A 24,496-nucleotide genomic window follows, 5' to 3' on the forward strand; every position below is an offset into this window, starting at 1 on the left:
CGCGCGCCCGCCTCACTTCGCGCTGAACCCGCCGTCGGACTTGAGCAGCTGCCCGTTCACCCAGCCCCCGTCCGGCCCGCAGAGGAACCCCACGAGCGCCGCCGTGTCGCTCGGCATCGAGGTCCGCCCGCCCGGGGTCTGCGCGATCGCCGACTGCCGGATCTCCTCCGTCATCCACCCGGTGTCGTTCGGCCCCGGGTTGACGAGGTTGGCGCTGACGTGCACGTCCGCGAGCTCCTGGGCCGCCCCGACGATCAGCCGGTCGAGCGCGCCCTTGCTCGTGCCGTACGGCAGGTTGAAGGCGATGTGGTCGCTCGTGAGCGCGACGATGCGGCGCCGGTCCTCGGGTGCGGCGGCCCCGGCGCGCAGTCGCGCCGCGTACGCCTGCACGATGAGGAACGGTGCGCGGACGTTGACCGCCATGTGCCGGTCGAACGACTCGATGGTGGTGGTGGCGAAGTCCGAGTCCACCGACTCGCAGTGCGACATCACGACCGCGGTCACGGGCGCGCCCGCCTCGGTCTCGGCTCGGCCGACGAGTGCGGCCGCCTGCTCCGGATCGGCCAGGTCGACCGGGAGGCGCGTCACGCGTGCACCCGCGTGCTCGCACCCGGCGACGACGCTGTCGATCCCTTCCGGATCGGCGGCACCGTGGACGCGGGCGTCGTACGGGCCCCACCACGAGATGGCCAGGTCCCAGCCGTCGGTCGCCAACCGCAGCGCGAGCGCTGCGCCGATCCCGGCTCGTCGACCGACACCGGTCACCAGGGCGAGGGGTCTGTGGGACATGGGTCGTGCCTCCCGTCTGTCCGTCGCAGCGGTGCGTCGGCGCACCCAGCTTGGCATCGCACCCGGTGTCCTGTCGGCGGGGCCGCGCCGACCGGGGCCAAGATGGGTGGATGCCACGCTCACGACGCCTGCCGGACGAGCGACCGAGCGGTGGACGCGGACGCGGCCGTCGCGGCGGCCGTCCCGACCCCGCCACGTTCCCCGTCGAGCAGATGCGCGACCGGATGTCGTCGTACATCTACGGCAACATCACGGTGCTCGCCGTGGCCATCGCGGTGAACCCCGACCAGATCCACCACGGGGCGGCGGTCCTCACGGTGCTCGCGACCGCAGTCCTGACGTACCTCGCGCACGTCCTCGCGCACCTCGTCGCGCACGGTCTCGGTGACGACGGCTCGGGGTCCGACGACGCACGTCGCGAGTCGGTCGTCACCACCGTGCGGAACGCGAACCCGATCGCGACGTCCGGGCTCATCCCGGCGGTCCTCTACGCAGCGGCGTGGATCGGGTGGCTGCCGGCGGAGTGGGCGCAGATCGCGGCGACCGTGATCCTGGTGGTGCGCATCGGCATGGTCGGCGTCTTCATGCAGCGGTTCAGCGGCAAGCGCCCCACGTTCCTCGGGCTCTGGGGCGGCATCGTGCTCGCCGCGGTCGCCTTCGTCATCGGCTTCGTGAAGGTGGTGCTGACGCATTGAGCGCGGCGCAGGAGCAGACGAGGCGGCCCGGGTGGAAGTTCCTCCGCGACGTGGTGATCATCGTGGTCGCGGCGTTGCTGGCGTCGTTCCTGGTCAAGGCGTACCTCGTCCGCTCCTTCTACATTCCCTCCGCGTCGATGGAGAACACGCTGCTCATCGGCGACCGCGTGCTCGTGAACGAACTCGTGCCCGGTGTCGTGCCGGTGCAGCGCGGTGACGTGGTCGTCTTCCAGGACCCGGGCGGTTGGCTCACGGCGGCGCAGGGCGACGACCTCATCAAGCGGGTGATCGGGATGCCCGGCGACACGGTGTCGTGCTGCGATTCCCAGGGGCGGCTGTCGGTGAACGGGCACCCGGTCGACGAGTCGTACGTGGTCCTCGAACCGGGGTCCGACCGGGTCTCGCGGCAGGACTTCACGGTCACGGTGCCGAAGGGTCGGCTCTGGGTGATGGGCGACAACCGCTCCGACTCCGCGGACTCGCGGGTGCACGGCACGGTGCCGGTGTCGGACGTCGTCGGGCGGGCGTTCCTGACGACCTGGCCCGTGTCGCGGTGGACGGTGCTGTCGCGGCACGCCGACGTGTGGGACGGTGTCCCCGACGCGTCGTCGACCGGAGGGACCCCGTGACACCAGCAGGCCCGGCCTTCGAGTACGTGACGGGCGGCGACGACGACGTCGCGCTGCACCGGATCCGCACTCCGGGACCGCAGTCCGGCACCATCGGGCCGCGTCCGGACCACGTCGTGTTCGTCCTCGCCGACGGTCACGCCACCCTCACCGCCGACGACGGCAGCGAGTGGTCCGTGGCAGCCGGACGGCCGATGATGCTCTCCGCGTCGGTGGCGTACGCGTTCGACACCGACGCGACTGCGATGACCCTGCTGCACGTCGCCCCGTCGGTACTCGGGGACGCCGACGAGCCGTCCGAGTTCGTCCAGCCCGACCACGACGACCCCGGGGTGGAGCCGCTCCTCGCACTCCTCGGTGAGGTCGCCGACCGGATCCTCGACCCGTCACTCGACGCCGGCGAGCGTGCAGCCCTGAACCGACGTGTCACGACGGTGGTCCTGTCGACGTTCACCCGGTCGCGGTCCGACGTCGAGCACCGGCTCCGTCGGGCGATCCGCTTCGTGCACGACCACGCGGGGGAGTCGATCGAGGTCGCGGACATCGCGGCGGGGGCCGACCTCAGCGAGCGTGGACTGCAGGACCTCTTCCGGCGGCGACTCGCGGTCACGCCGATGCGCTACCTCCGCGAGGTCCGGCTCGACCGGGTGCACCTCGAGCTGGTGTCGCCGCGGGGTGGCGTCCGGACCGTCCGGGACGTCGCGCACCGCTGGCAGTTCACGCACCTGGGGCGGTTCGCCGAGCACTACCGGCGGCGCTTCGGGGAGCGTCCGCACGAGTCGATGCGGCGGACCGACCCGACGCACGACTGAGCTCCGCAGAGAACGGTGGTTCTCATCCGTGCGGTTTCCGGCTATCCTGCTTCCGTGGACGAGCGACGATCCGAGCTTGCCGCGATCGCGCAGGCGGTCGCCTTCCTGACGGCGGCACTCGCCGACTGATCGGGACACGACCCCGGCCTGGAGGCGCGGTGTGCGTCCGACGCGCACCGCGCCTCCAGGCCCCCACCGTTCCACCCCCAGGAGGCGACGTGACCACCGACCAGTCGACGACACCCCGCGGCGGGGCGCTCGCGCCGCTCGCGATCCCGGTCTTCCGCGCACTGTGGATCGCGGTGCTGGTGAGCAACATCGGCAGCTGGATGCAGACCGTCGGCGCGCAGTGGCTGCTCGTCGACGAGCACGCCGCACCCGTCGTCATCGCGCTCGTGCAGACCGCGTCGAGCCTGCCCGTCCTGCTCATCGGCATCCCCGCCGGCGTGATCGGCGAGTTCGTCGACCGTCGGCGACTCCTCATCGGGGTGCAGGCCTTCCAGGTGGTCGTCGGCCTCGCGATGACCGTGCTGACCGCGACCGGCTCGATGACGCCGGCGCTCCTCCTCACCGTCACGTTCCTGCTCGGCGCCGCCTCTGCCCTGCAGCTGCCCGCCTACCAGGCGCTCGTGCCGGAGCTCGTGCCGCGGGCGGCGATCACCGACGCGGCTGCCCTCAGCTCCGTCGGCGTCAACGTCGCACGGGCGATCGGGCCGGCGCTCGCCGGTGTCGTCATCGCCCAGCTCGGGGTCCCGTTCGTGTTCGCGGCGAACGCCCTGTCGTTCGCGTTCTTCCTGGTGGTGCTCCTCGCGTGGCGTGGCTACCAGCGGCCGGAGACCCGGGCCGAACCGTTCATCGACGCCACCCGCGCCGGCCTGCGGTACGTGCTCCACGCCGGGGTCGTCCGCCGGCTGCTCGTGCAGTTGGCCGTGTTCATGGTGCCGGCGAACGCGCTCTGGGCGCTCCTGCCGTTGGTCGCCAGCGGGCCCCTCGGCCTGTCCTCCGGCGGGTACGGGCTCCTGCTCGCCGCGGTCGGCGTCGGATCGGTCGGCGGGGCGTTCGTGATGCCGGCAGTGCGCGCGCGGCTCGGCACCGGACGGCTGGTCGGCGTGACCTCGGTGCTCTTCGGCATCAGCATGGGTGTCGTCGCCCTCGTCCCCGTGCTCCCCGTCGTGCTCGTCGCCCTCGTCGTCGGCGGGGTGGCCTGGATCGGTGTCGTCACGACGTTGAACGGCACGGTGCAGGCGTTCCTGCCCGCCTGGGTGCGGGCGCGTGGTCTGGCCGTGTACCAACTGGTGCTGTTCGGCAGCACGGCGGTCGGCGCGGCGCTGGCCGGCATCGTGGCCACGCCGCTCGGGGTCGTCGGCGTCCTCGCCGGAGCCGGGGTCGTCACCGCCGCGAGCGCGCTGCTCCTCGCCACGTCACGGTTCCCCGTGCTCACCGACCGGCAGCGTGCGGCGACGCCGATGCCGTTCGGCGACGTGGACATCGTCCCCGACGACCACGCGGCGGCCACCGGCGAGACCCTCGTTCTGCTGCACTGGACCGTGCCGGAGGCGTCCGTCGACGTGTTCCGCACCCGCGCCGCTTCGCTCGGCAAGAGCCGCCGACGGACCGGGGCGCGTGACTGGAACCTCTACCGGGATGCCGGCGCCGGGCCCGGTGCGTGGGTCGAGGCGTTCCGGGTGGGGTCGTGGCAGGAGCACGTCGACCAGCACGAGGTGCGGCAGACCGGCGACGACGCCCGGACGCTCGACGCGGTGCGCGAGGTGGCGGGGGAGCCCCGCGTCGAGCACCTGGTGGCCGTGGGGGTCAGCAGCCCGTCGTCGTCAGGTTGACCTTCGCCACGGCATCGTTCGACACCGTGGTCTTCTGGGGGCAGAGCTCGTTCGCCCGCACCGTGACCTCGCCGAGCGGGACCCCCGCGAAGTCCGCGGTCCCGCCCGGGAAGACCCGCTGGTGCTCGGACAGCTTGCCGGTGGACGCGAAGACCTTCACCTCGTAGGGGTGGTCCGCGGCGTTGGCCGACACCGTCACCGACACCTGCCCGGTGGAGTCGTGCGCGCCGCAGCCGGTGAGGGCGAGCGCGGCGGCGACACCGAGGACGAGCACGGGGACGACACGACGGAGCACGTCGCCAAGGGTACGCCGCGCTGGGTGGCGCTCCGCACGCGCCCGACGTCACGCGTCACGCCGTCCTCGTGCGCGGACCTGTGCCGGATCCTCTCGCCGCGTCCTCCGTACTGGGGACTGGGACTGTCCGGTTGGCGCGTTAGCGTGGACCCATGCACTCCGAGCCCGCCGTCTCCGACCGCCCGACGACGGACGCCCGGCGCGCGGCGCTCCTCGCCGCACTCGACGTGGTCGAGGGCGGTGCCGAGGAACGGTTCGACCGGATCACCCGCATCGCGCGGGAGGCCTTCGGTGTGAGCGGCTCGTTCCTCAACCTCGCCGGGCTCGACGTGCTGACGATCAAGTCGCAGCAGAGCGACGACGTCTTCGACCCGACGATCCCGCTGCAGGACACCTTCTGCGGCCGGACCCTCGCCGCCGAGGGGCCCATCGTCGTGCCGGACGCGCTCGAGGACCCCCGGTACGCCGACCTCCCGATGGTGCTCGACGACCCGAACGTCCGCTTCTACGCCGGCGTCCCGATCCGCGTCGGCGACGACGACGTGAAGGTCGGCACGCTCTGCCTCATCGACTCCGCTCCGCGCACCTTCGCACCCGACGACCTCGCGCTGCTCGAGGAACTCGGCGTCTGGGCCGAGCGCGAACTCGCCGCCGGCGCCGACGAGGACCGCCTCCGCTCGGTGCTCGCCGGGCTCGAGCCGTCCGTGATCGAGGTGCCGGGGTACCGCGTCGGTGGCATGTCCGTCCCGCACGGTGTCGTCTCCGGTGACTTCCACGACTGGCACGTCGACGGCGATGCGCTGGTCGTGACGGTCGCCGACGTGATGGGCAAGGGCATGTCGGCCGGACTCCTCGCCGCGACCATCCGCGGTGCGCTGCTCGCACGAGGCTCCGAGTCCACCGCACGTGCGGTGGCCGGGCTCGAGGCGCAGGTCGGACCGGACCTCAGCCGTGCCGAGTCGTTCGCCACGATGTTCCACGGACGCCTGACCCCGGCGACCGGGCGGATGGAGTTCACCGACGCCGGACACGGCCTCGCGATCCAGCTGCACGCGGACGGCACCGAGACCGTCCGACGCTCCTACGACCTGCCGATCGGTTTGCACCCCGTCGGCGCCGACCGCGTCACGGGCACCCTCGAACTCGAGCCGGGGGACGTCCTCGTGCTCGTGAGCGACGGCGCGCTCGAGCTGTGGGACTCCACGCTCGCGTCACTCGGAGCACTCGGCGCGATGTGGCGCGACGCCCCGGACATCGACACGTTCCTCGGACGCGTGCGGACCCGTGCGGGGACGCACGACCCGGGCGACGACCTGACGGTCGTCGTCATCGCGCGCGACTGACGCGGAGGGTGCGCGGACGGCGCGCTCGACGCCTGTCCTTCGGTGCTGAGATCGCACTTGCTGCCGCTTCCGTGGCGCGCGGGCCGCACGAAGTGCGATCTCAGCGACGGTGAGCGGCGCCCGCGCTACGCGCCGAGCCGCTCGATCAGCTCGCGGTAGCGCTCGGCCGTCCGGGTCACGATCGCCTCGGGCAGCACCGGGGGCGTGCCCTGCCGGTCCCAGTTCGCGCTGAGCCAGTCGCGGACGATCTGCTTGTCGAACGACTCGGTGCGGTTCCCCGACCGGGCGTCCCAGTAGCGGCTGGAGTCGCTCGTCAGGACCTCGTCCCCGATGCGGATCTGCCCCGTGCCGTCGCGGCCGAACTCGAACTTCGTGTCCGCGATGACCACCCCGCGCTCGAGGGCGATCGCCGCCGCCTCGGAGTACACCCGGAGCGACAGGTCCCGGAGCTGCGCCGCCGCCGTTGCGCCGACGAGCTCCTCCGTCTGCTCGTAGGAGATGTTCTCGTCGTGCTCGCCCTGTGGCGCCTTGTACGCCGGCGTGTAGATCGGCTCGGGCAGGCGGTCCCCGTTCGACAGCCCCTCGGGGAGTGCGACGCCGCAGACACTGCCGGACTCCTGGTACTCCGCCCAACCGCTGCCGACGAGGTACCCGCGCACGACGCACTCGACGGGGAACATCTCGAGCGGCATCACGTGCATGGACCGCGACGCGACCGACTCCGGCACCGGGGTGCCGCCGGCCGACGGCGCGATGAGGTGGTTCGGGACGTCGGCGAGCCGCGTGAACCAGAAGCGGGACAGGCGGGTGAGGAGTTCACCCTTGCCGGGGATCGGCGGTTCGAGCGCGAAGTCGTAGGCGCTGACCCGGTCGGATGCGACGAGGAGCAGTTCCGATGCGCTCGCGACGTCGGCGGTGCCCTCGGGCACGTAGAGCTCGCGGACCTTGCCGGAGGAGACGTGGCGCCACCCCGCGAGCACGGGTGCCGGGCTCATCGGACGACCTTCGCGGCGATGTCGGTGCGGAACTGCGCGCCCTCGAGCGTGATGTCGCCGACGCCGGCGTACGCACGGTCGCGGGCTTCCGCGAACGTCGAGCCGACGGCGACGACACTGAGCACCCGGCCACCGGTCGCGATGAGGTCACCGTCGAGGACCCCGGTCGCGGCGTGCGCCACCGAGACGCCGTCGCGCGCGTTCGCGGCGTCGACGCCGGTGATCGTGCGACCGGTCCTCGGGTTCTCCGGGTAGCCCTCGCTGGCGAGGACGACCGTCACGGCGACGTCGTCGCGGAACTCCGGTGTCGGCGCGGACGCGAGCTGTCCGCTGGCGGCGGCGAGCATGAGGCTCGACAGCGGTGTTGCCAGGCGGGGGAGGACGACCTGGGTCTCGGGGTCGCCGAAGCGTGCGTTGAACTCGATGACCCGCACGCCCTGCTCGGTGACGATGAGGCCGCAGTAGAGCAGGCCGACGAACGGCGTGCCCTCGTGCTCGAGTCGGCGGACGGTGGGGAGCGCGACGAGGTCGGTGACCTCGTCCACGAAGGCGCGCTCCGACGGCCAGCGGTCGGCGAGCCACGGCAACGGCGAGTACGCGCCCATGCCGCCGGTGTTCGGCCCGGAGTCGCCGTCACCGAGGCGCTTGTAGTCCTGCGCGGGGCTGAGCGGTCGGACGTCGTGCCCGTCGCTCAGGAAGAACAGCGAGACCTCTTCGCCGTCGAGGAACTCCTCGACGACGACGTGGCCGTGCTGGAGCCAGTAGGTGGCGTGGTCGATCGCCGCCTGGCGGTCCTCGGTCACGAGGACGCCCTTGCCGGCGGCGAGCCCGTCGGCCTTCACGACGTACGGGGCACCGAGCTCGTCGATGGCCGCGACCGCTTCGTCGGCGGTGCCGGCGTACACCGGGCGGCCGGTGGGCACGTCGGCCTCGGACATGATGCGCTTCGCGAACGCCTTCGAGCCCTCGAGCTGCGCGGCGGCCTTGCTCGGGCCGAACACCGGGATGCCCCGTGTCCGCAGGGGGTCGGCGACGCCGGCGATGAGGGGCGCCTCGGGCCCGACCACGACGAGCTCGATGTCGTTCTCGAGCGCGTACTCGGCGACGAGGGCGCCGTTCGTGGGGTCGAGGGAGACCGTCTCGACGTCGGCGGCGATGCCGGCGTTGCCGGGCGCCACCGTGATGACGTGGCCCGCCTGTTCAGCGAGGAGGGCCGTGATGATCGCGTGCTCGCGGGCACCGGAACCGAGGACGAGGATTCGCACCCGATCACCCTACCCAGCCCGACTCGCCCGTTGCGATGCGACGGCTAGCCTGTGGACATGCCACCGAGGAGGATCGAGGACGCCGACGGGCGCGCCGCACTCGCCGCCGTCCGGCAGGGGGCGACCGATCGGCCGACCCTCGCGACCGCCGTGCGCTGGACGTTGCAGCGGCTCGCCGACGACGTCCCCGGCAACAGCGTCGAGGTCCGGGTACCACCGTTCGCAGCGATCCAGGCCGTGCCCGGCCCGCGGCACACCCGGGGGACGCCGCCGAACGTGGTCGAGACGGACGCGACGACGTGGCTGGCGCTCGCCACCGGCGAGCTGCGCTGGGACGAGGCGGTCGCGCAGTCGCGCGTCAGCGCGTCCGGTTCCCGTGCGGTCCTGACGGAGTTCCTGCCGGTGCGGCTGGACACCTGACACGTCACGGGACGGCGGACTGGAGGCGCGGTGCGGGCCCGCCACGGGCCTCCAGGACGAGGCGACAGCCGTTGCTGAATTCGGCGACCCGAATTAGGTAATGCCTACCGATGTGACGTCACCGACCGGCCGCCTACCGTAGAAGACACGGGCCGCCGATGACGCCGGCCGGAGAAGTCGCCGGGATTCGGACCCGACCCGAACGGGTCCGAACCCGGCGACAGGTCCAAAGGTACGCGACATCCGACACACCGTGTCAACCGTTCCGGCGAGTCGTGCTGCATTCCGCAACGATCCTGCGGGTTCGGCCGAGTCGCGTGTCGGGTACGCGCGTCAGAGCAGTTCGCTGAGCTGCGTCCGCGTGTGCAGGTCCCACTTCGAGAACACCCGCGACATGTGTGCGTCGATCGTCCGGACGCTCAGTCCGAGCGTCTCCGCGATCCGGCGGTTGCTGAGGCCCTTCGCCGCGAGCGCGGCCACCTCGTACTCGCGGTTCGTCAGCGGCGTCTTCGACCGTCCCGCCGTCACCGACATGCCGTGCGTCGCCAGGACGCCCTGCGCCGCGATCGTCCCGGTGCGGTCGCCGGCCCGGACCGCGTCGGCGTACGCGACGATCGCATGGGCGAGCGGTCCGTCCACCTTCGCCGCCGCCGCCCGCATCCGGTCGAGCGAGGCAGCGGTGTCCCGTCCGCTCAGCATGTCGTTCGTGTAGTGGAGCGTCTCCGCGTACATCACCGGCGTCCACGAGCCACTCGCGGTCGAGCGCTCGATGATCTCGTCGGCGTGCCGGAGCCCCGCCGGGTTGCCGAGCACCGCCTCGGTCCAGGCGATCGACACCGCGACCTGTTCGCCGGTGATCCGCATCGCCCGGATCGGTGTCGACCGCGCGCGCTCGAGCGCTGCCGTGGCCTCTTCCGTGTGTCCGGCGTAGGCGTACGACATCGCGAGCCGTGCCCACGGGTACGCCGCGAAGCCGCCGTGGTCGGCGACGTCGTAGCGTTCGCAGGCGGCCGAGAACGCGGCCACGGCGTCGTCCCAGCGGCGCTGCGCGATCGCGAGGTTGCCGTCGCCGATGAGCTCGAGGGTGAAGTCGTACTTCAGGTAGGGACTCGACCGGCGCACCGGGACCTCGGTGATGAGGTCGGCGATGTCGCCTCGCCACACCTGCAGCTGGTGCATGACCGACACGATCTCGCCGACGCTCCACGGGGCTTCCTCGAGGTGCTCGACAGCCGTTGCGAGACACCGCTTCCCGAAGGCGGCGGCGTCGTCCAGCCGTCCGGCGGTCGCGAGTGCCATCACCGCGCACGGCGCCAGGCAGAGGAACGCGAAGGGGACGGTCGGGGCGTGCACGATGCCGGAGCGTTCGAGCTCGGCGCGGACCTCCTCGAAGCGTCCGCCCCAGCCGAGGTGCGCGAGCCGGAGGAGCCGGAGCCGCTCGGCCGCGTCCTCGGAGACGAGCCGGGCGGCGGTGTCCGTGAGCGCCACCGCCGCGAGGGTGTCGTCATCGTGGAACTGCCGGATGTTCGCCAGCGTCTCGCACGCCTCGATCACGCCCGCGTCGCCGACCTCGTCCGGCGCCGAACGGGCGACGGCCCATGCGGCCTCGGCGTCCGAGCGACCGGCCTCGCGACCGGTGCTGTACGAGTGTGCGAGGGACCGGAGGCAGTGCGCCGCGACCCGTTCGGCAGGGGTCAGCGTCGTGCGGATGGCGGCCGAGGCGAGGGCGATCGCGCTCTCGTGCTCCTGCAGGCGCACCGCGACCTGGGTGGCGTCGAGCAGCTGGTCGACGGCCGGCAGCACCCCGCACTCGAGCGACCAGAGCGCGGCACGGAGGCGCGCGGCGGCCGGCGCTCCCTCGGGACGGTCGGTGCGGAACGCGTTGGCGCGGGCGAACAGCGCCGTGCGACGGGCGACGGGCACGAGGGCGCGGACGACCTCGCCGACGAGGGGGTGTGACGGCCGGACGACAGCGGTGCCGTCGTCGAGCGAGTCGATGCGTACGAGACCGAGCGCCACGACCCGGTCGACGTCGCCGCCGCTGACCAGCCCGAGCAGCCGGGGGAGCGGGATCGGGTCCGCGAGGGCGACGATGTCCACGACGTCGCGGAGGTCCTCAGGCAGCGCGCCGAGTTCGGTGCGGTACATGTCCGCCAGGCTGCTCGACGCCGTCACTCGGCCGCGCCAGTACCAGCCGGACGCCGTCTGCTCGAGCGCTCCGGTCGCCAGGGCAGCCCGGACGACCTCGCGCACGTAGAGCGGGTTCCCGGCGGTCGCGCGGTGCACCCGTTCCGCCGAGGCCGTCTCGAGCTGGGCTCCGAGGGCCTCGGCGATGATCGACGACGTCTCGTGCAGGTCGAGCGGGGCCAGGTCGATCCGCTCGAGCAGGTCGTCCTGCCAGAGCGAGCGCAGCGGTTCGGGCAGCGCGGCGAAGTCCCGGCACGTGAGCACGAGTCGTGCGCCCTGCTCGCGGACGAGCCAGGCGACGTAGCGCGCCGAGATCGCGTCGAGGTGGTCGGCGTCGTCCACGCGGAGCAGGACGTCACGGTCGGCGAGGTCCTCGGTCGCGCGGAGGCGCTGTTCGGCCTGGCTCCCGCCGACGAGCTCGGTCAGGGAGCCCGGCAGCTCGCCGAACCGCTCGGCGACGGCACCGAACGGCATCGAACGGCTCGCGGCGACCGCGGTGATCGGCACGACGAGGGTCCGGCCGGAGGCGTCACGACCGGCGACCCGGTCGGTCACCCGGCCCGCCGCGGCGCTCTTGCCGAGCCCGGGGGCCCCGACGAGGGCGACGCTCCACCGGTGTTCGGCGACGACGGCCACGGCGCGGTCCTCCTCGCGGCGCTGGAGGATCGGCCACGCCACACGGGCCGGGACACGGACACCACGTGCACTGCGTTCTCGCATACGCGTCACTCCTCCCCGTGGGATACCGATCGGTCGGGACCATCCTCTCCCGGATCGACCCCGCCGTGGAGGCCGGAGCACGTCCCACAGTGGGGGACAATGGACTGGTGAGCGACACCGACCGACCCGACGAACGACCGGCCCCGGCGCCGAACGCCGTCACCTCCTCCGACCAGGTCACGATCCGTCGTGCCCCGAAGTTCGGCGTCTTCATCGTGGGAGGCGCGGTCCTCGGCTTCGTCGCGACGCTCATCGTGGTGTCGGCGACGATGAACATCGAGCGCGGCGACCAGCAGGAGACCGCGAGCTTCGGCAGCCTGGTGGGGTACTTCAGCCTGTGGGGCGTCACGATCGGCGCCTTCGTCGGCGCGGTCGTCGCGGTCGTGCTGGACCGCGTCTTCGCGCGGCGGGCGGCCCGCCTCACCGCGGAGCGCGTCGAGGTGGAACTCCCGCCGGAGACGGTCGAGGGCGAGATCGAGGACCACGGCGACGTCGACGGCCGCGGCGAACGGTCGCAGTAGACGAGACCCCGGAACGGCCTGGAGGCGCGGTGCCAGCTGGCACTCCTCCCTCGCAGGCTCGGTCGGCGCGCCCCGCGTGACGCTGGCGCGTCACCGCTGAGCGGGGCGCGCTCCAGTCCGTTCGTCTGGTCGCGTTCGCGACCCCCACTCAGCTGAGCTGGTTGTCCTCGACCCAGGCCAGGTACTCCGGGCTCACGGTGCCGGTGACGTACTCGCCGGTGAAGCAGCTCATCTCGAGGTCCGTGACGTCGGAGCCCTCGATGATCGCGTCGCGCATGTCGCCGATCTCCTGGTAGATCAGGTGGTCGCTGCCGAGCACCTTGTTGATCTCCGGGATCTTCCGGTCGTGCGCGATGAGCTCCGCGCGGGTCGGCATGTTGATGCCGTACACGTGCGGGTACCGGACCGGGGGAGCGGCACTGGTGAACGTGACCTCGTTCGCACCGGCGGCGCGGGCCATCTCCACGATCTCGCGGCTGGTGGTGCCCCGCACGATCGAGTCGTCGACGATGAGGATGTTCTTGCCCTTGAACTCGGACGACATCGCGTTGAGCTTCTGGCGCACGGACCGCTTGCGCTCCGCCTGCCCCGGCATGATGAAGGTGCGACCGACGTACCGGTTCTTGTAGAAGCCCTCGCGGTACTCGATGCCGAGCTTCCGCGCGACCTGCATCGCGGCCGGCCGGCTCGAGTCCGGGATCGGCATGACCACGTCGATGTCGCCGGTGGGGGCGTAGCGCTCGATCGTGTCGGCCAGGCGGTTGCCGAGCCGGAGCCGTGCGTCGTACACCGAGATGCCGTTCATCACGGAGTCGGGACGGGCGAGGTAGACGTACTCGAACGAGCACGGCACCAGGCGCGGGTTCTTCGCGCACTGGCGGGCGTGCATCTGCCCGTTCATCTCGATGAAGACGGCCTCACCGGGAGCGACGTCGCGGACGATCTCGTAGCCGCCCGACTCGAGCACGAGGGACTCGGAGGCGACGACCCACTCGGGGTTGCCGGCCTCGTCGAACTTGTGCCCGAGGATGAGCGGCCGGATGCCGAACGGGTCGCGGAACGCCAGCAGGCCGTGCCCGGCGATCGTCGCGATCGCGGCGTAGGACCCCTCGACCCGCTCGTGCACGCGCTCGACGGCGTCGAACACCTGACCGGGGTCGAGGTCGGCGTCGCGCACCTGGCCCTGGAGCTCGTGCGCGAGCACGTTCACCAGCAGCTCGGTGTCCGAGGTCGTGTTGAGGTGCCGCCGGTCGATGTCGAACAGTTCACGGGTGAGTTCCCGCGTGTTCGTCAGGTTGCCGTTGTGCACGAGGACGATGCCGTACGGCGCGTTCACGTAGAACGGCTGGGCCTCTTCCTCGTTGCTCGCGGCGCCCTTCGTGGCGTACCGGACGTGCCCGAGTCCCATCGTGCCGAGGAGGGCACGCATGTCACGGGTGCGGAAGGACTCCCGTACGTGACCCCGGGTCTTGTGCATGTGGTGGATGCGACCCTCGACCGTGGCGATGCCCGTCGAGTCCTGTCCCCGGTGTTGCAGGAGGAGCAGTGCGTCGTAGATGGATTGGTTTGCAGGCCCCTGCGCAACGAGGCCGACGATGCCGCACATTCGCGGAGTGCTCCAGACCGTAGAATCGGGTGGTACCGAACAAGTCTGCCATGCCCAAGCGGAGGACTACGCATGCCCAACCCCTACGCAGAGGCCGGCGTCGACACCGCTGCCGGTGACCTCGCCGTCGAGCTCATGAAGTCCGCCGTCGCGGCGACCCACAACCCGTCCGTGCTGGGCGGTGTCGGTGGGTTCGCAGGACTCTACGACGTCTCGTTCCTGAAGGACTTCGAACGTCCGCTGCTCGCGACCTCGACCGACGGCGTCGGTACGAAGGTCGCCATCGCGCAGGCGATCGACAAGCACGACACCATCGGCCAGGACCTCGTCGGCATGGTCGTCGACGACATCGTCGTGGTCGGGGCGAAGCCGCTCTTCATGACCGACTACATCGCGTGCGGCCGGGTCGTCCCCGCCCGCATCGCCGACATCGTCGCCGGGATCGCGCGCGGCTGCGCGGACACCGGCACCGCGCTGGTCGGCGGCGAGACCGCTGAGCACCCCGGTCTCCTCGGACCGGACGACTACGACGTGGCCGGCGCCGCGGTGGGCGCGGTCGAGGCCGGATCGCAGCTCGGCGCGCACCTCGTGCAGGACGGCGACGTCGTGCTCGCGATCGAGTCGTCGGGGCTGCACTCGAACGGGTACTCGCTCGTGCGCCACATCCTGGCAACGCGGGACATCGGCTTCACCGACCAGCTGCCGGAGTTCGGCGCGTCCGTCTCCGTCGGCGAGGCGTTGCTCGAGCCGACCCGCCTCTACACGTCGCCGCTGCTGGCGCTCCTCGAGCAGCACCCGGGTGCCGTGCACTCGCTGTCGCACGTGACCGGTGGGGGCATCGCGGCGAACCTGGCACGCGTGCTGCCCGTCGGCTCGTGGGTCGAGGTCGACCGCTCCACGTGGCAGCCCCTGCCCGTCTTCCGGGTGCTCGCCGACATGGCCGGCACCCCGATCGAGGACACCGAGGGCACCTGGAACCTCGGGATCGGCATGTTCGCCGTGGTCTCCGCCGCCGCTGCCACCGACGTCATCGCGTCGCTCGGCGCCGCGGGGATGCCGTCGTGGCCCGTGGGCACGATCGCCACCTCGGAGCGCGACCTGGCCGGGTTCGAGCAGGGTGCGAAGGGTGTCGACGGCGGCGCCGTGCGGCTCGTCGGGAGCTACGCGGGCTGACGAGCGCAGCGCTTCGCGGCGTCGATGCGGCGCTCTGCGGCGTACATGTCGTATCCACAGGATGCACGATATTTGAGTATTGCCGTATAGCGTTGCGGGATGTCCCGACGCGCAACGACCTTCCGTGACGACATCCTCGCGTCGCGGGGGTGGTTCGCGGCGCTGATCGTCGTCTACCACCTGTGGGCCGTCCCGAACGGAGGCCCCGTCGGCATCGACCTGTTCTTCGTCATCTCCGGGTACCTGATCACCCGTCAGCTCGTCGACGAACGCGCCCGCACCGGCCGGATCTCGCTCGTCGCGTTCGTCGCCAGGCGGATCCGGCGGATCGCGCCCGTGGCCGTGCTCGTGATCGTCGTCACCGTGCTGGCTGCGGCGCTCCTCTGGTACCTGCCGCGGGCGATCGTCGTCGCCGGGGACGGCCTCAGCGCGATGGCACTCGTCGCGAACTGGCACTTCATCGCGGAGCAGCACTCCTACCTCGAGCCGAGCGGCACACCGTCGCCGCTGGAACACACGTGGTCGCTCTCGGTCGAGGAGCAGTTCTACCTGGTGTGGCCGGTGCTCGTGGTCCTCGCGACGCTGGCGGTCCGCACCGGAGACCGCCGGAAGGTCGTCGCCCGCGTCGTCGTGCTCGCCGTGATCGCGCTCGCGCTGACCGCCGCCTACTCGGCCTGGCGCACCGCCACCGCGCCCGACGCCGCGTACTTCGACACCATCGCCCGCAGCTGGGAGTTCATCCCCGGGATCATCGCCGGCGCGCTCTCCGTGACGATCGACCGGATCGACGTCCGGGTCCGGACCCTCATCGGATCGCTCGGCTTCGTGCTCCTCGCCGTCTCCGCGTTCGTGCTCGACCCGACGACGGGCTTCCCGTGGCCCGGAGCGGTGCCGAGCGTCCTCGGTGCCACGCTCTTCGTCGCCTTCGGCGTGCACGGCACCTGGGCACTCCGGGTCCTCACGATCCGCCCGGCGATGTACCTCGGGAAGATCTCGTACCCGCTGTACCTCTGGCACTTCCCCATCGCGATCATGCTGCCCCTGGCGTTCGGGCGCGGGGTGCCGGTGCTCGTGGCCGCCGTGCTGCTGTCGGTGCTCCTCGCGGACTTGACGTCCCGGTGGCTCGAGACCCCGGTCCTCCGCAGTCGATGGCTCCGGAGCTGGATGACCGGCGAGCACCGGCCGCTCCGGGTCGCCGGCGCGGTGGTCCGACGTCCGTCCCGCCACGTCGTCCGGGCCGCGTTGGCCGGAGTGACGCTGGTGGTCGTGGTCGGCGCCGTCGGTGCGGTCGCGGACCGTGGGCAGGTCCGAGCGACCGCGGCCGTGGCGTCCGCCGTCGGACAGGTGCGTGCGCCGGCGGTCCACCCGTGGTCGGACGCCGAGGAACTCGAGCGCGCCGTCGACGCCGCCGTCACGGCGGACCGCTGGCCGGGCGACCTGCAACCGGGGCTCGACCGGGCGTTCACGACGACGATCTCCGCACACTTCGACGAGGTCAGCGGCTGCCGGTTCTGGGCCGGTACCGACCCGGCAGAACTGCGCCCGTGCGACGACGGCCCGGAGACGGCTGATCGGACCCTGCTGCTCATCGGTGACTCGACCGCGGCGGCCTGGGCTCCCGGGGTCGCGGACGCGTTCGTGCCCGAAGGCTGGCGAGTCCGGACGCTGTCCTTCTCGGCGTGCTCGCCGTTCTCCGTCCCGAAGCCGGTGACCCGTGACGAGGAGCCGTCCGGCGACGGCGGTGGCGCGTCCAACGCCTGCGATGCCGCTCGTGCCGCTCAGCTCGCGCTCGCCGCCGAGGACGCACCCGACCTCGTGGTGCTCTCCACCGGCGGTGAGACGTGGACCGAGCTAGCCGCCATGGTCGCGCACGACGACCGCGAACGCTTCCGGCAGGACTGGTCGGACGCCGTGCGCGAGCGGGTCACCGAGTACGAGCAGTTCGCCGAGCGCGTGGTGGTCCTCGGCCCGGCGCCGAACGGCCCGCACACGGCCGACTGCGCGGTGCGGACGGCCGGCCCCGAGCGCTGCGAGACGACGTTGCCGCAGGCCGAGGTCGACGCCAGCTGTGCGGTGGGGGCGGTCGAGTGCGTCGACGTCACGCGGTGGTTCTGCGACGCCGACCGGACGTGCCCGGCGTTCATCGGCGACACGCTCGTGCGCGCTGACCGGTCGCACCTCACCGAGCGGATGGCGCGGTCGTTGAGCGGCGTGCTCCGCGAGGCCTTGTCCCGCTGAGCGGCCTCGCCGGCCCGGGTGCGGGCCCCGGCGCGGGTGTGATCGCACTTCGCCGCGGCGCGGGCGCGGTGAGATCGCAGTTCGGCGCGGACCTGATCGGCACAACGTCGCCCGAGTGCGATCTCAGTGGCCGTTCGTTCGTGTGCCGGTGCGCCCGCCGTCGGTTGTGTACTCGTGCGCTCGGTTGTGCTGCCGGGAACGAAGAAACGCCGCGTGCCCGGAGGCGCGCGGCGTGACGACGAGAGACGTCAGGCGGACTTGTTCTGGTCCTGTTGGGTCTCGAACTCGTCTTCGTCGCCGGAGGGTTCCGGACTGTACTCGTCGCCCCAGCGGTCGACGTAGTCCTGGTCGGAATGCTGTCCGGCGGAGAGCTCGCGCTCGAGTGCACCGTAGTTCGTCTCCGGGCTGAAGTACTTCAGCTCTCGGGCGACCTTGGTGTGCTTTGCCTTCTGACGGCCGCGCCCCATGCGTGACCCCCTCGTGATCGGCTCTGGTCCGGTCCTGGCGGGTGAAGGAGGATCACTCGGGGAACTGGACGATTCGTGGTTTGAAATCTGCCGATCACTCTACCATGTACCCCGATCTGGACGTCGCCGCGACGGCTCCGCGCACAGGAGAATCGAAGTGATGACCGAACCCCTCGAAACACCAGCAGACCAGCACGCCCGCGTGGTCGTGATCGGTGCCGGGCAAGCGGGTCTCTCGGTGGGATACCACCTGCGTCGCCTCGGGCTCGTGCCCGGGAGCGACATGGTCGTCCTCGACCGCGCGCCGAGCACCGGTGGGGCGTGGCAGTTCCGGTGGGAAGCCCTGCGACTGGGTGCGGCGCACCGCGTGCACGACCTGCCCGGGATGCGGGCGATGGGACTGCAGTTCGACGACGCCGACCGCTCCCGGCCCGCCCGTGATGTCGTGTCCGAGTACTACCGACGGTTCGAGCAGCACTACGACCTGCGGGTCCGCCGCCCCGTCGCGGTGTCATCCGTTTCCCGCATCGGTGACGGATCGCTCTGTGTCACGACCCGGACGCCCGACGGTACCGAGGCCCGGATCCGTGCAGAGGTCGTCGTGAACGCCTCCGGCACGTGGGGCACCCCCTTCATGCCGTGGTACCCCGGCCGCGACGTCTTCGCCGGCCGGCAGCTCGACACCACGGAGTACCGGAGCGCCGCCGAGTTCGCCGGCCAGGACGTCGTCGTCGTCGGCGGTGGAACGAGCGCCATCGGGTTTCTGCTCGAGCTCGACGGGGTGGCCCGCTCGACGCGGTGGTTCACACGGCGCCCGGTCCTCTGGGCGGACACGACGTCACTCGACCTCGAGTCGGCGGTCGCCGCCGTGGACGAACAGGACCGAGCAGCCCGCGCCGGTGAGGTTCTGCCGAGCATCGTCAGCGGTACCGGCGTCCCGGTCTCCCGACGGATCCGGGCCGGAATCGACCGAGGGGTGCTCCAGGACGAGCCGATGTTCCGACGGATCGACGAGTCCGGTGTGATCACGGCCGACGGCAGGCACGTGCACGCCGACGCGATCATCTGGGCCACGGGGTTCCGAGCCGACCTGCGGCACCTCGCCCCGTTGCACCTGCGGACAGCGGCCGGCGGCGTGGTCGTCGAGGACGGGCGTGCGGCGGACGAGCCGCGGTTGTTCCTGGCGGGCTACGGGCCGCAGGCCTCGACGATCGGGGCGAACCGCGCCGGACGGCTCATCGCCCGCCAGGTGATGGACGAGCTCCGGGGCGCCTGACCTCGCACCGTGCGAGGGTCGGCGCGGACGGTGCGAGGTTCCCGACGTGGTGCGAGCCGCGCTGGCTCGCACGGGGTCGGGAACCTTGCACCGTTGCGTGCGCCGGACTCGGGCGCAGCCGCGCGACCTCGCACGGTGCGAGGGAGGGCCGCTGGGCGGCACCACGGACCTCGCACGGTGCGAGGGAGCGCGTCAGGCGGGGATGGGCTCCTGCGCGCCACGACGACGCCGGGATGCGCGCAGCACCACGGCATCGAGCGAGAACCGACCCGGCCCGGTGAGCGCCACCGCGAGGGACGCCACCGCGAGCACGAGCACGTACTCGAACCCGCCGTCCTGCGAGAAGAAGCCCGAGGATGCATGCGCGAGCAGGCCGGCGACGACCATGTCGACCGCGAGCAGCACCCCCACGATCCGGGTCGCGACGCCGAGCACGAGCAGCACCCCGCCGACGAGTTCGAGTCCCGCGACGAGGGGTGCGGCGATCTCGGCGAACGGGACGCCCATGCCGGAGAACCCCTGGGTCACGGTGGGGATGCCCTGCGCGAACTTCTGCGCGCCGTGGGCGATGAACACCACCCCGAGGACGATGCGGAGCGCGGTCAGGCCGATGGAGGTCGTTGTCGTTCGCATGTCGCCGAAGCTAACCGGTGACACGTCATCGGTGACCCTCGTCCGGGGGACTGCTCGGAGATCACCAGGACCTGTCCAGGCGCGGGGCCGCAGAAACGCGGACCCGCGCTCAGGAACGAGCTGCGGGTCCGCGTCGACGGAGCGGGGTCAGGAATCGGTGCCGCGTCCGGTCTGCTGCTGCAGGCGGTCGATGTGCTCCGACGCCTCGGCCTTGGTGAGGTCGGCGGGGAGTTCCTCGCCGGCCTCACGGGCGAGGGTGTCGAGGTAGCTGCGCTGCGGACCGGTCATCGGCTCGTCGCCGGTCACCCAGTCCTCGGGGTCCTTGCTCGCGTCGGTCGAGGGGTCCGGTCGGGGGCCGCCGAGGGTCTCCGGAGCGGCGTCCGGCTCGGTCGGCGGGGTCTGGTTGGGGTCTACGTCGCTCATGCCGTGGACGCTACGCCGCGCCCCCGACCGGGACCCTCACCGCGTCGTCCCCCGGACGGTGCCGATCGCGACGGACCCGGGACGGTGCCGATCGCGACGGACCCCGGGAACCGCGTCAGGCGGGTACGGCCGTGTACCGCACCAGGTCAGGCCCGACCGAGCTCACCGCGATCGGCACGGTCCGCTCACCGCGCCGGATCCAGATCGTCGCGGCCTGCACGTCGATCCGCTCGACCTCGTGCAGCTCGCCGTCGAGCAGCACGGCAGCGCTGACCTGCACGTGCCCGGCGGCGCCGTGCGGGGGCAGCCCGACGACGTCGTCGCCGAACGCCGGGTACCGCCCTGGCGACAGGAACGGCGACACCGGGGTGGTGACGATCTCGAACCCCTCCTCGACGGGGCGGACGACCACGAGCCGCACCGCCTGGTCGGTCGGCAGCGGGACGTCCGCGACCGGAGCCTCGGCCGAACCGGCCAGTGCGCGGAAAGCGGGGCGTCCGTCGGGGGCGAGCCGTGCCTCCAGGCCGTCGATCCGGACCCGGCCGCGACCGCGCGAATCGGCGTAGGTGCCAGCCTCGATGCCGGAGCGGCGCGCTTCGAGACGGGAGACGACGACCCGGTCCGGGCGGTACCAGTCGCGGAGGGTGGCGGGGTCCACCCAGCCGATGCTCACGGTGCCGCGGGCGAGCGCTGCCGACTCGTCGGCGGCGCGTTCGTCGATCGCACCCAGCGGGTGCTCGCCGCGGACGGCGACGAGTCCTTCGTACGGGCCGCCGGCGGAGGGCTCGTGGTCGAGCACCTCGACGCGCTTCGAGACCTTGCCGCCGTGCCCGTCGAACGTGGCGAAGGTGCGCAGGTCGGAGATGGTCATGACGTCAGATGCTACGACGGACGGCCACGACGACGCACGACCACGACGACGCACGACCGCGCGAGCACTCGACCACGACGACGCACGACCGCATCGAGCACTCGACCACTACGACGCACGACCGTCACCTCGCGGCGGCGACGGCACGAGCACCTGCATCTCGCCCGTGCAGAGCGTCTGGTCGACACCCTCGGCGGGACCGGCGGGACGGGTCGCCCGACGCGGCTGCAGGCTGTTGCGCTGCGCCGATCGGAGCAGGCGGTCGTCCTCGACCTCGACGTCTCGCTCGACGGCGCCGTTCGTCGAACGGCGGAAGGCGGGGCGGATCGGCTCACCGCGGCGTTCCTGACCGGGCAGCGGCCGGGAGCGCCGGCCGTAGAGCAGCTCGGACGAGTCCAGGAGCCACGGCACGAGCGCGACGGTGACGCCGTGCACGAGCAGGAGCTTCTTCCGGATCCGGCGGCCGCGGTGGTTGTGGAGGAGCGACTCCCACCAGTGCCCGACGATGAAGATCGGCGTGTAGACCGTGACCACCTCGGAGCCGTGCTCCGCCCGGTGGGCCTTGATGTACTTGATGAGGGGCATCGAGATGTCCCGGTACGGGCTCGGCACCATGGTGAGCGGAACCTCGATGCCGTACTCGGCCCACTGCTCGCGGAGTCGCGCGGCGTCGGCGTCGTCGATCGCGACGTGCACGGCCTCGAAGCTCGCGTGCTTCGCGGCGATGGCGTAGTCGAGGGCCTTGAGCACCGGCTTCTGGAGCTTGTTGACGAGCACGATCGCGTGGTCGCCGGTGGCGCCGAACTGGGTCTCGACGTCCGCCTCGACCTCGTGCGAGACGTCGCGGTAGTACCGGTTCACGCCGAGCATGAGGACGAACAGGATCGGCATGATCACGAACACGAGCCACGCACCGTGGGTGAACTTCGTGATCGTGACGATGACGAGGACGACGAAGGTGAACGTCGCGCCGATCGCGTTGATGGTGAGGGAGCGGTAGACCTGGCGGCGGTTGAGCGGGGGCACGCCGGGGCCCGAACCGGCGCCAGCGCCAACCCCGGCACCCGCGCTCCCCGCCCGGTCCTCGCGCAGCAGCCGCGTCCAGTGCCGCACCATCCCGCTCTGCCCCAGCGTGAACGACACGAACACACCGATGATGTAGAGCTGGATGAGGCTCGTGACGTTCGCCCGGTAGACGATCAGCAGCGCCGCCGCGACGAGCGCGAGGACGATCACGCCGTTCGAGTAGATGAGCCGGTCGCCGCGGGTGGACAGGGCCTTCGGGGCGTACGAGTCGCGGGCCAGGATCGAGCCGAGCAGCGGGAACCCGTTGAACGCCGTGTTCGCGGCGAGGAGCAGGACGGCCGCGGTCGTCGCCTGGATGACGAAGAACAGCACCGAGTCGTTGCCGAACGTCGCGGCGGCGATCTGCGCGATGAGGGACCGCTGCGGCGTGGTGGCGCAGTTCGCGAAGCCCTGCAGGTCGCAGGCGCGCTCGGCGTAGTGCACGCGGGAGATCAGTGCCAGCGAGATGAGGCCGACGAACAGGACGATCGCGATGCCGCCCATCGCGACCAGGGTCTTCTGCGCGTTCTTGATCTTCGGCCGACGGAACGCCGGCACTCCGTTCGCGATCGCCTCGACGCCGGTCAGCGCCGAACAGCCGGACGCGAAGGCGCGGAGGAGCAGCAGGATGAAGGCGGCCTGCGTGGTGTGCTCGACGTTCTGCACGGTGTACGCGGCGGACTCGGCCACGGGTGCGTGGCCCGCTGCGACCCGGATCAGGCCGGTGACGACCATGACGAACACCGACGCGACGAACAGGTAAGTCGGTACCGCGAAGGCCTTGCTCGACTCGCGGACGCCGCGGAGGTTCGCCGCGGCGAGCAGCACGACGAACACCAGGGCGAGCTCGACCCGGAACTCGTTGAGCATCGGCAGCGCGGAGATGATGTTGTCCACGCCGGACGCCACCGACACCGCGACGGTCATCACGTAGTCGACGAGCAGTGCCGACGCGACGACGAGCCCCGCCTTCTCGCCGAGGTTCCGGTGCGCGACCTCGTAGTCGCCGCCGCCGGACGGGTACGCCTTGATGAGCTGCCGGTAGGACGCGACGACCACGACGAGCAGCAGCACGACGAGTGCGGCGACCCACGGCGCGAAGGTGAGGAACGACATCCCGCCGAGCAGCAGGATCATGAGGAGTTCCTGCGGCGCGTACGCCACGGAGGACAGCGGGTCACTCGCGAAGATCGGCAGGGCCAGGTGCTTCGGGAGGAGCTGCCCTTCGAGCTTCTCGGAGGGGAGGGGATCCCCGATCAGTCGTGCTTTCAACGACCGGATCTCGTTCGTCACGAGCGGCAAACCTACTCATTTCCGGCCGCGAGTCAACACGGGTCGCCGGTCGGTTATTCCGGTTCGGGTGCGCGAGACCCCGGTTCACCCCCGAAAACCCCTTGCAGTTGACGCTGCGTCAACGGCTACCGTCGTCGACATGAGGGATTCGACAGACACGAGCGACGCAGCTGCGAAAGCACCCCACGGCATCGCCGAGGTGGCGCGTTCCGCGGGCGTGTCCAGCCGGACCCTGCGCCACTACGACGCGATCGGACTGCTGCCGGCGACCGCGGTCGGCGACGGCGGCCTCCGCCGCTACGACGACCGCGCGCTCGTCCGGCTGCAGCGCATCCTGCTGCTCCGCGGGCTCGGCCTCGGCCTGCCCGAGATCCGCCGGGTCCTCGACGGCGAGCAGGACGACGTGACGGCCCTGACGGCGCACGTCACCTGGCTCGAACGCGAGCGCGACCGGATCGCCCGGCAGCTCGCCGCCGTCCGCACCACCATCACGAGGATCGAACAGGGAGAGGACATGAACACCACCGACACGTTCGACGGGTTCGACCAGTCGAAGTTCAAGCAGGAGGTCTCCGAGCGCTGGGGTGCCGACGCCTGGGACCGCGGCGCCAGCTGGTGGGAGTCGAAGGACGCCACCGCGAAGGCGGCGTTCCAGGCGGAGCAGCGCGCGATCGCGTCGGACGCGGCGGCGCTCGCGGCGTCCGGCGACGGTCCGGCATCGCCGGCCGGGGACGCGCTGGCACGTCGCCAGTTCGCGTGGCTGGCCGAGGCGACGCCCCCGACCGAGCTGACCGCGGACCGGTTCCGCACGCTCGCCGACATGTACGTGCAGGACGAGCGCTTCACGCACGCCTACGAGTGGGCCGGCGCGGGCGCCTCGCGCGCCCTGCGGGACGCGATGCACGCGCTGGCCGACCGCGGACTCTGAGGGTCCGCGGTCGA

Annotated in this window: 22 protein-coding genes; 11 read left to right on the forward strand and 11 right to left on the reverse strand. The window is 71.8% G+C overall.

Going from position 1 to position 24,496, the window contains the following annotated elements; translation table 11 throughout:
* Nucleotides 1-12 precede the first annotated feature (12 nt).
* A complete protein-coding gene (locus DEJ28_RS03290) occupies nucleotides 13-789 on the reverse strand; it encodes an SDR family oxidoreductase (RefSeq protein ID WP_111115825.1) in 777 nt (258 codons plus the stop codon).
* A gap of 110 nt (nucleotides 790-899) precedes the next feature.
* On the opposite strand from DEJ28_RS03290, the gene DEJ28_RS03295 reads away from it, so the two are divergent.
* The 4 genes from DEJ28_RS03295 to DEJ28_RS03310 all read left to right on the forward strand — a co-directional run bounded on the left by DEJ28_RS03295 (nucleotide 900) and on the right by DEJ28_RS03310 (nucleotide 4,763).
* Nucleotides 900-1,484 (forward strand): hypothetical protein, encoded by a 585-nt coding sequence (locus DEJ28_RS03295; protein ID WP_111115824.1) that lies wholly within the window; start codon nucleotides 900-902, stop codon nucleotides 1,482-1,484.
* Entirely contained in the window at nucleotides 1,481-2,113 is a 633-nt protein-coding gene (gene lepB, locus DEJ28_RS03300) for a signal peptidase I (protein ID WP_111115823.1), read from the forward strand. Before DEJ28_RS03295 ends, lepB begins: the two co-directional genes overlap by 4 nt.
* Nucleotides 2,110-2,925 carry a helix-turn-helix transcriptional regulator gene (locus DEJ28_RS03305; protein WP_111115822.1) on the forward strand — a complete coding sequence of 272 codons (816 nt, stop codon included), beginning with the start codon at nucleotides 2,110-2,112 and terminating at the stop codon, nucleotides 2,923-2,925. Before lepB ends, DEJ28_RS03305 begins: the two co-directional genes overlap by 4 nt.
* Nucleotides 2,926-3,143: 218 nt before the next feature.
* Nucleotides 3,144-4,763: an MFS transporter gene (locus tag DEJ28_RS03310; RefSeq protein ID WP_181433725.1), complete on the forward strand. Its 1,620-nt coding sequence runs from the start codon at nucleotides 3,144-3,146 to the stop codon at nucleotides 4,761-4,763.
* Here the strand turns inward: DEJ28_RS03310 and DEJ28_RS03315 are convergent.
* Nucleotides 4,738-5,058: a hypothetical protein gene (locus DEJ28_RS03315; RefSeq protein WP_111115820.1), complete on the reverse strand. Its 321-nt coding sequence runs from the start codon at nucleotides 5,056-5,058 to the stop codon at nucleotides 4,738-4,740. The genes DEJ28_RS03310 and DEJ28_RS03315 overlap by 26 nt on opposite strands.
* Before the next feature lie 152 nt (nucleotides 5,059-5,210).
* Between DEJ28_RS03315 and DEJ28_RS03320 the strand changes: the two genes are divergently transcribed.
* Complete coding sequence (locus tag DEJ28_RS03320) at nucleotides 5,211-6,401, forward strand: PP2C family protein-serine/threonine phosphatase (protein ID WP_111115819.1); 1,191 nt, start codon at nucleotides 5,211-5,213, stop codon at nucleotides 6,399-6,401.
* A 125-nt stretch (nucleotides 6,402-6,526) separates the two neighbouring features.
* On the opposite strand, the gene DEJ28_RS03325 is transcribed toward DEJ28_RS03320, so the two are convergent.
* Nucleotides 6,527-7,396, reverse strand: coding sequence for a phosphoribosylaminoimidazolesuccinocarboxamide synthase (locus tag DEJ28_RS03325; protein ID WP_111115818.1), 870 nt, complete (start codon nucleotides 7,394-7,396; stop codon nucleotides 6,527-6,529).
* Nucleotides 7,393-8,661, reverse strand: a complete 1,269-nt coding sequence (purD, locus tag DEJ28_RS03330; RefSeq protein ID WP_111115817.1) for a phosphoribosylamine--glycine ligase — start codon at nucleotides 8,659-8,661, stop codon at nucleotides 7,393-7,395. Before purD ends, DEJ28_RS03325 begins: the two co-directional genes overlap by 4 nt.
* Nucleotides 8,662-8,718: 57 nt before the next feature.
* Here purD and DEJ28_RS03335 point away from each other — a divergent pair, with 57 nt between their 5' ends.
* A complete protein-coding gene (locus tag DEJ28_RS03335) occupies nucleotides 8,719-9,081 on the forward strand; it encodes a sterol carrier family protein (protein ID WP_111115895.1) in 363 nt (120 codons plus the stop codon).
* Between the two features lie 333 nt (nucleotides 9,082-9,414).
* Here DEJ28_RS03335 and DEJ28_RS03340 read toward each other — a convergent pair whose 3' ends face one another.
* Nucleotides 9,415-11,988: a helix-turn-helix transcriptional regulator gene (locus DEJ28_RS03340; protein ID WP_146248860.1), complete on the reverse strand. Its 2,574-nt coding sequence runs from the start codon at nucleotides 11,986-11,988 to the stop codon at nucleotides 9,415-9,417.
* A 107-nt stretch (nucleotides 11,989-12,095) separates the two neighbouring features.
* Here DEJ28_RS03340 and DEJ28_RS03345 point away from each other — a divergent pair, with 107 nt between their 5' ends.
* Nucleotides 12,096-12,509: a hypothetical protein gene (locus DEJ28_RS03345; RefSeq protein WP_111115815.1), complete on the forward strand. Its 414-nt coding sequence runs from the start codon at nucleotides 12,096-12,098 to the stop codon at nucleotides 12,507-12,509.
* A 148-nt stretch (nucleotides 12,510-12,657) separates the two neighbouring features.
* Here the strand turns inward: DEJ28_RS03345 and purF are convergent, their stop codons facing one another.
* On the reverse strand, nucleotides 12,658-14,115 hold the full coding sequence (gene purF, locus DEJ28_RS03350) for an amidophosphoribosyltransferase (protein ID WP_111115814.1): 1,458 nt from the start codon (nucleotides 14,113-14,115) through the stop codon (nucleotides 12,658-12,660).
* A gap of 72 nt (nucleotides 14,116-14,187) precedes the next feature.
* On the opposite strand from purF, the gene purM reads away from it, so the two are divergent.
* Both purM and DEJ28_RS03360 read left to right on the forward strand, forming a co-directional pair.
* Nucleotides 14,188-15,288 (forward strand): phosphoribosylformylglycinamidine cyclo-ligase, encoded by a 1,101-nt coding sequence (gene purM, locus DEJ28_RS03355; RefSeq protein ID WP_111115813.1) that lies wholly within the window; start codon nucleotides 14,188-14,190, stop codon nucleotides 15,286-15,288.
* A gap of 99 nt (nucleotides 15,289-15,387) precedes the next feature.
* Nucleotides 15,388-17,526, forward strand: coding sequence for an acyltransferase family protein (locus DEJ28_RS03360; RefSeq protein ID WP_111115812.1), 2,139 nt, complete (start codon nucleotides 15,388-15,390; stop codon nucleotides 17,524-17,526).
* Nucleotides 17,527-17,774: 248 nt separating this feature from the next.
* On the opposite strand, the gene DEJ28_RS03365 is transcribed toward DEJ28_RS03360, so the two are convergent.
* On the reverse strand, nucleotides 17,775-17,993 hold the full coding sequence (locus DEJ28_RS03365) for a DUF3073 domain-containing protein (RefSeq protein ID WP_111115811.1): 219 nt from the start codon (nucleotides 17,991-17,993) through the stop codon (nucleotides 17,775-17,777).
* A 160-nt stretch (nucleotides 17,994-18,153) separates the two neighbouring features.
* On the opposite strand from DEJ28_RS03365, the gene DEJ28_RS03370 reads away from it, so the two are divergent.
* Nucleotides 18,154-19,269: an NAD(P)-binding domain-containing protein gene (locus DEJ28_RS03370; RefSeq protein ID WP_111115810.1), complete on the forward strand. Its 1,116-nt coding sequence runs from the start codon at nucleotides 18,154-18,156 to the stop codon at nucleotides 19,267-19,269.
* A 192-nt stretch (nucleotides 19,270-19,461) separates the two neighbouring features.
* Here the strand turns inward: DEJ28_RS03370 and DEJ28_RS03375 are convergent, their stop codons facing one another.
* The 4 genes from DEJ28_RS03375 to DEJ28_RS03390 all read right to left on the reverse strand — a co-directional run bounded on the left by DEJ28_RS03375 (nucleotide 19,462) and on the right by DEJ28_RS03390 (nucleotide 23,563).
* A complete protein-coding gene (locus tag DEJ28_RS03375; protein ID WP_111115809.1) occupies nucleotides 19,462-19,902 on the reverse strand; it encodes a DoxX family protein in 441 nt (146 codons plus the stop codon).
* A 147-nt stretch (nucleotides 19,903-20,049) separates the two neighbouring features.
* Nucleotides 20,050-20,325, reverse strand: coding sequence for a DUF3072 domain-containing protein (locus tag DEJ28_RS03380; RefSeq protein ID WP_111115808.1), 276 nt, complete (start codon nucleotides 20,323-20,325; stop codon nucleotides 20,050-20,052).
* 115 nt (nucleotides 20,326-20,440) lie between these two features.
* On the reverse strand, nucleotides 20,441-21,196 hold the full coding sequence (locus DEJ28_RS03385; RefSeq protein WP_111115807.1) for a hypothetical protein: 756 nt from the start codon (nucleotides 21,194-21,196) through the stop codon (nucleotides 20,441-20,443).
* Nucleotides 21,197-21,304: 108 nt separating this feature from the next.
* On the reverse strand, nucleotides 21,305-23,563 hold the full coding sequence (locus tag DEJ28_RS03390) for an APC family permease (protein ID WP_111115806.1): 2,259 nt from the start codon (nucleotides 23,561-23,563) through the stop codon (nucleotides 21,305-21,307).
* Nucleotides 23,564-23,693: 130 nt separating this feature from the next.
* Between DEJ28_RS03390 and DEJ28_RS03395 the strand changes: the two genes are divergently transcribed.
* Nucleotides 23,694-24,482 (forward strand): MerR family transcriptional regulator, encoded by a 789-nt coding sequence (locus DEJ28_RS03395; RefSeq protein ID WP_111115805.1) that lies wholly within the window; start codon nucleotides 23,694-23,696, stop codon nucleotides 24,480-24,482.
* Nucleotides 24,483-24,496: the final 14 nt, after the last annotated feature.

It is taken from the genome of Curtobacterium sp. MCPF17_002, assembly GCF_003234115.2.
In the GTDB taxonomy this organism is placed as follows: Bacteria; Actinomycetota; Actinomycetes; order Actinomycetales; family Microbacteriaceae; genus Curtobacterium.

Bases quoted from the DNA above. Each gene is read 5' to 3' on its own strand.
- DEJ28_RS03290 (WP_111115825.1), bottom strand. From the start codon at position 789: ATGTCCCACAGACCCCTCGCCCTGGTGACCGGTGTCGGTCGACGAGCC.
- DEJ28_RS03295 (WP_111115824.1), top strand. From the start codon at position 900: ATGCCACGCTCACGACGCCTGCCGGACGAGCGACCGAGCGGTGGACGC.
- DEJ28_RS03320 (WP_111115819.1), top strand. From the start codon at position 5,211: ATGCACTCCGAGCCCGCCGTCTCCGACCGCCCGACGACGGACGCCCGG.
- DEJ28_RS03325 (WP_111115818.1), bottom strand. From the start codon at position 7,396: ATGAGCCCGGCACCCGTGCTCGCGGGGTGGCGCCACGTCTCCTCCGGC.
- DEJ28_RS03335 (WP_111115895.1), top strand. From the start codon at position 8,719: ATGCCACCGAGGAGGATCGAGGACGCCGACGGGCGCGCCGCACTCGCC.
- DEJ28_RS03340 (WP_146248860.1), bottom strand. From the start codon at position 11,988: ATGCGAGAACGCAGTGCACGTGGTGTCCGTGTCCCGGCCCGTGTGGCG.
- purF (WP_111115814.1), bottom strand. From the start codon at position 14,115: ATGTGCGGCATCGTCGGCCTCGTTGCGCAGGGGCCTGCAAACCAATCC.
- purM (WP_111115813.1), top strand. From the start codon at position 14,188: ATGCCCAACCCCTACGCAGAGGCCGGCGTCGACACCGCTGCCGGTGAC.
- DEJ28_RS03360 (WP_111115812.1), top strand. From the start codon at position 15,388: ATGTCCCGACGCGCAACGACCTTCCGTGACGACATCCTCGCGTCGCGG.
- DEJ28_RS03365 (WP_111115811.1), bottom strand. From the start codon at position 17,993: ATGGGGCGCGGCCGTCAGAAGGCAAAGCACACCAAGGTCGCCCGAGAG.
- DEJ28_RS03370 (WP_111115810.1), top strand. From the start codon at position 18,154: ATGACCGAACCCCTCGAAACACCAGCAGACCAGCACGCCCGCGTGGTC.
- DEJ28_RS03375 (WP_111115809.1), bottom strand. From the start codon at position 19,902: ATGCGAACGACAACGACCTCCATCGGCCTGACCGCGCTCCGCATCGTC.
- DEJ28_RS03380 (WP_111115808.1), bottom strand. From the start codon at position 20,325: ATGAGCGACGTAGACCCCAACCAGACCCCGCCGACCGAGCCGGACGCC.
- DEJ28_RS03385 (WP_111115807.1), bottom strand. From the start codon at position 21,196: ATGACCATCTCCGACCTGCGCACCTTCGCCACGTTCGACGGGCACGGC.
- DEJ28_RS03395 (WP_111115805.1), top strand. From the start codon at position 23,694: ATGAGGGATTCGACAGACACGAGCGACGCAGCTGCGAAAGCACCCCAC.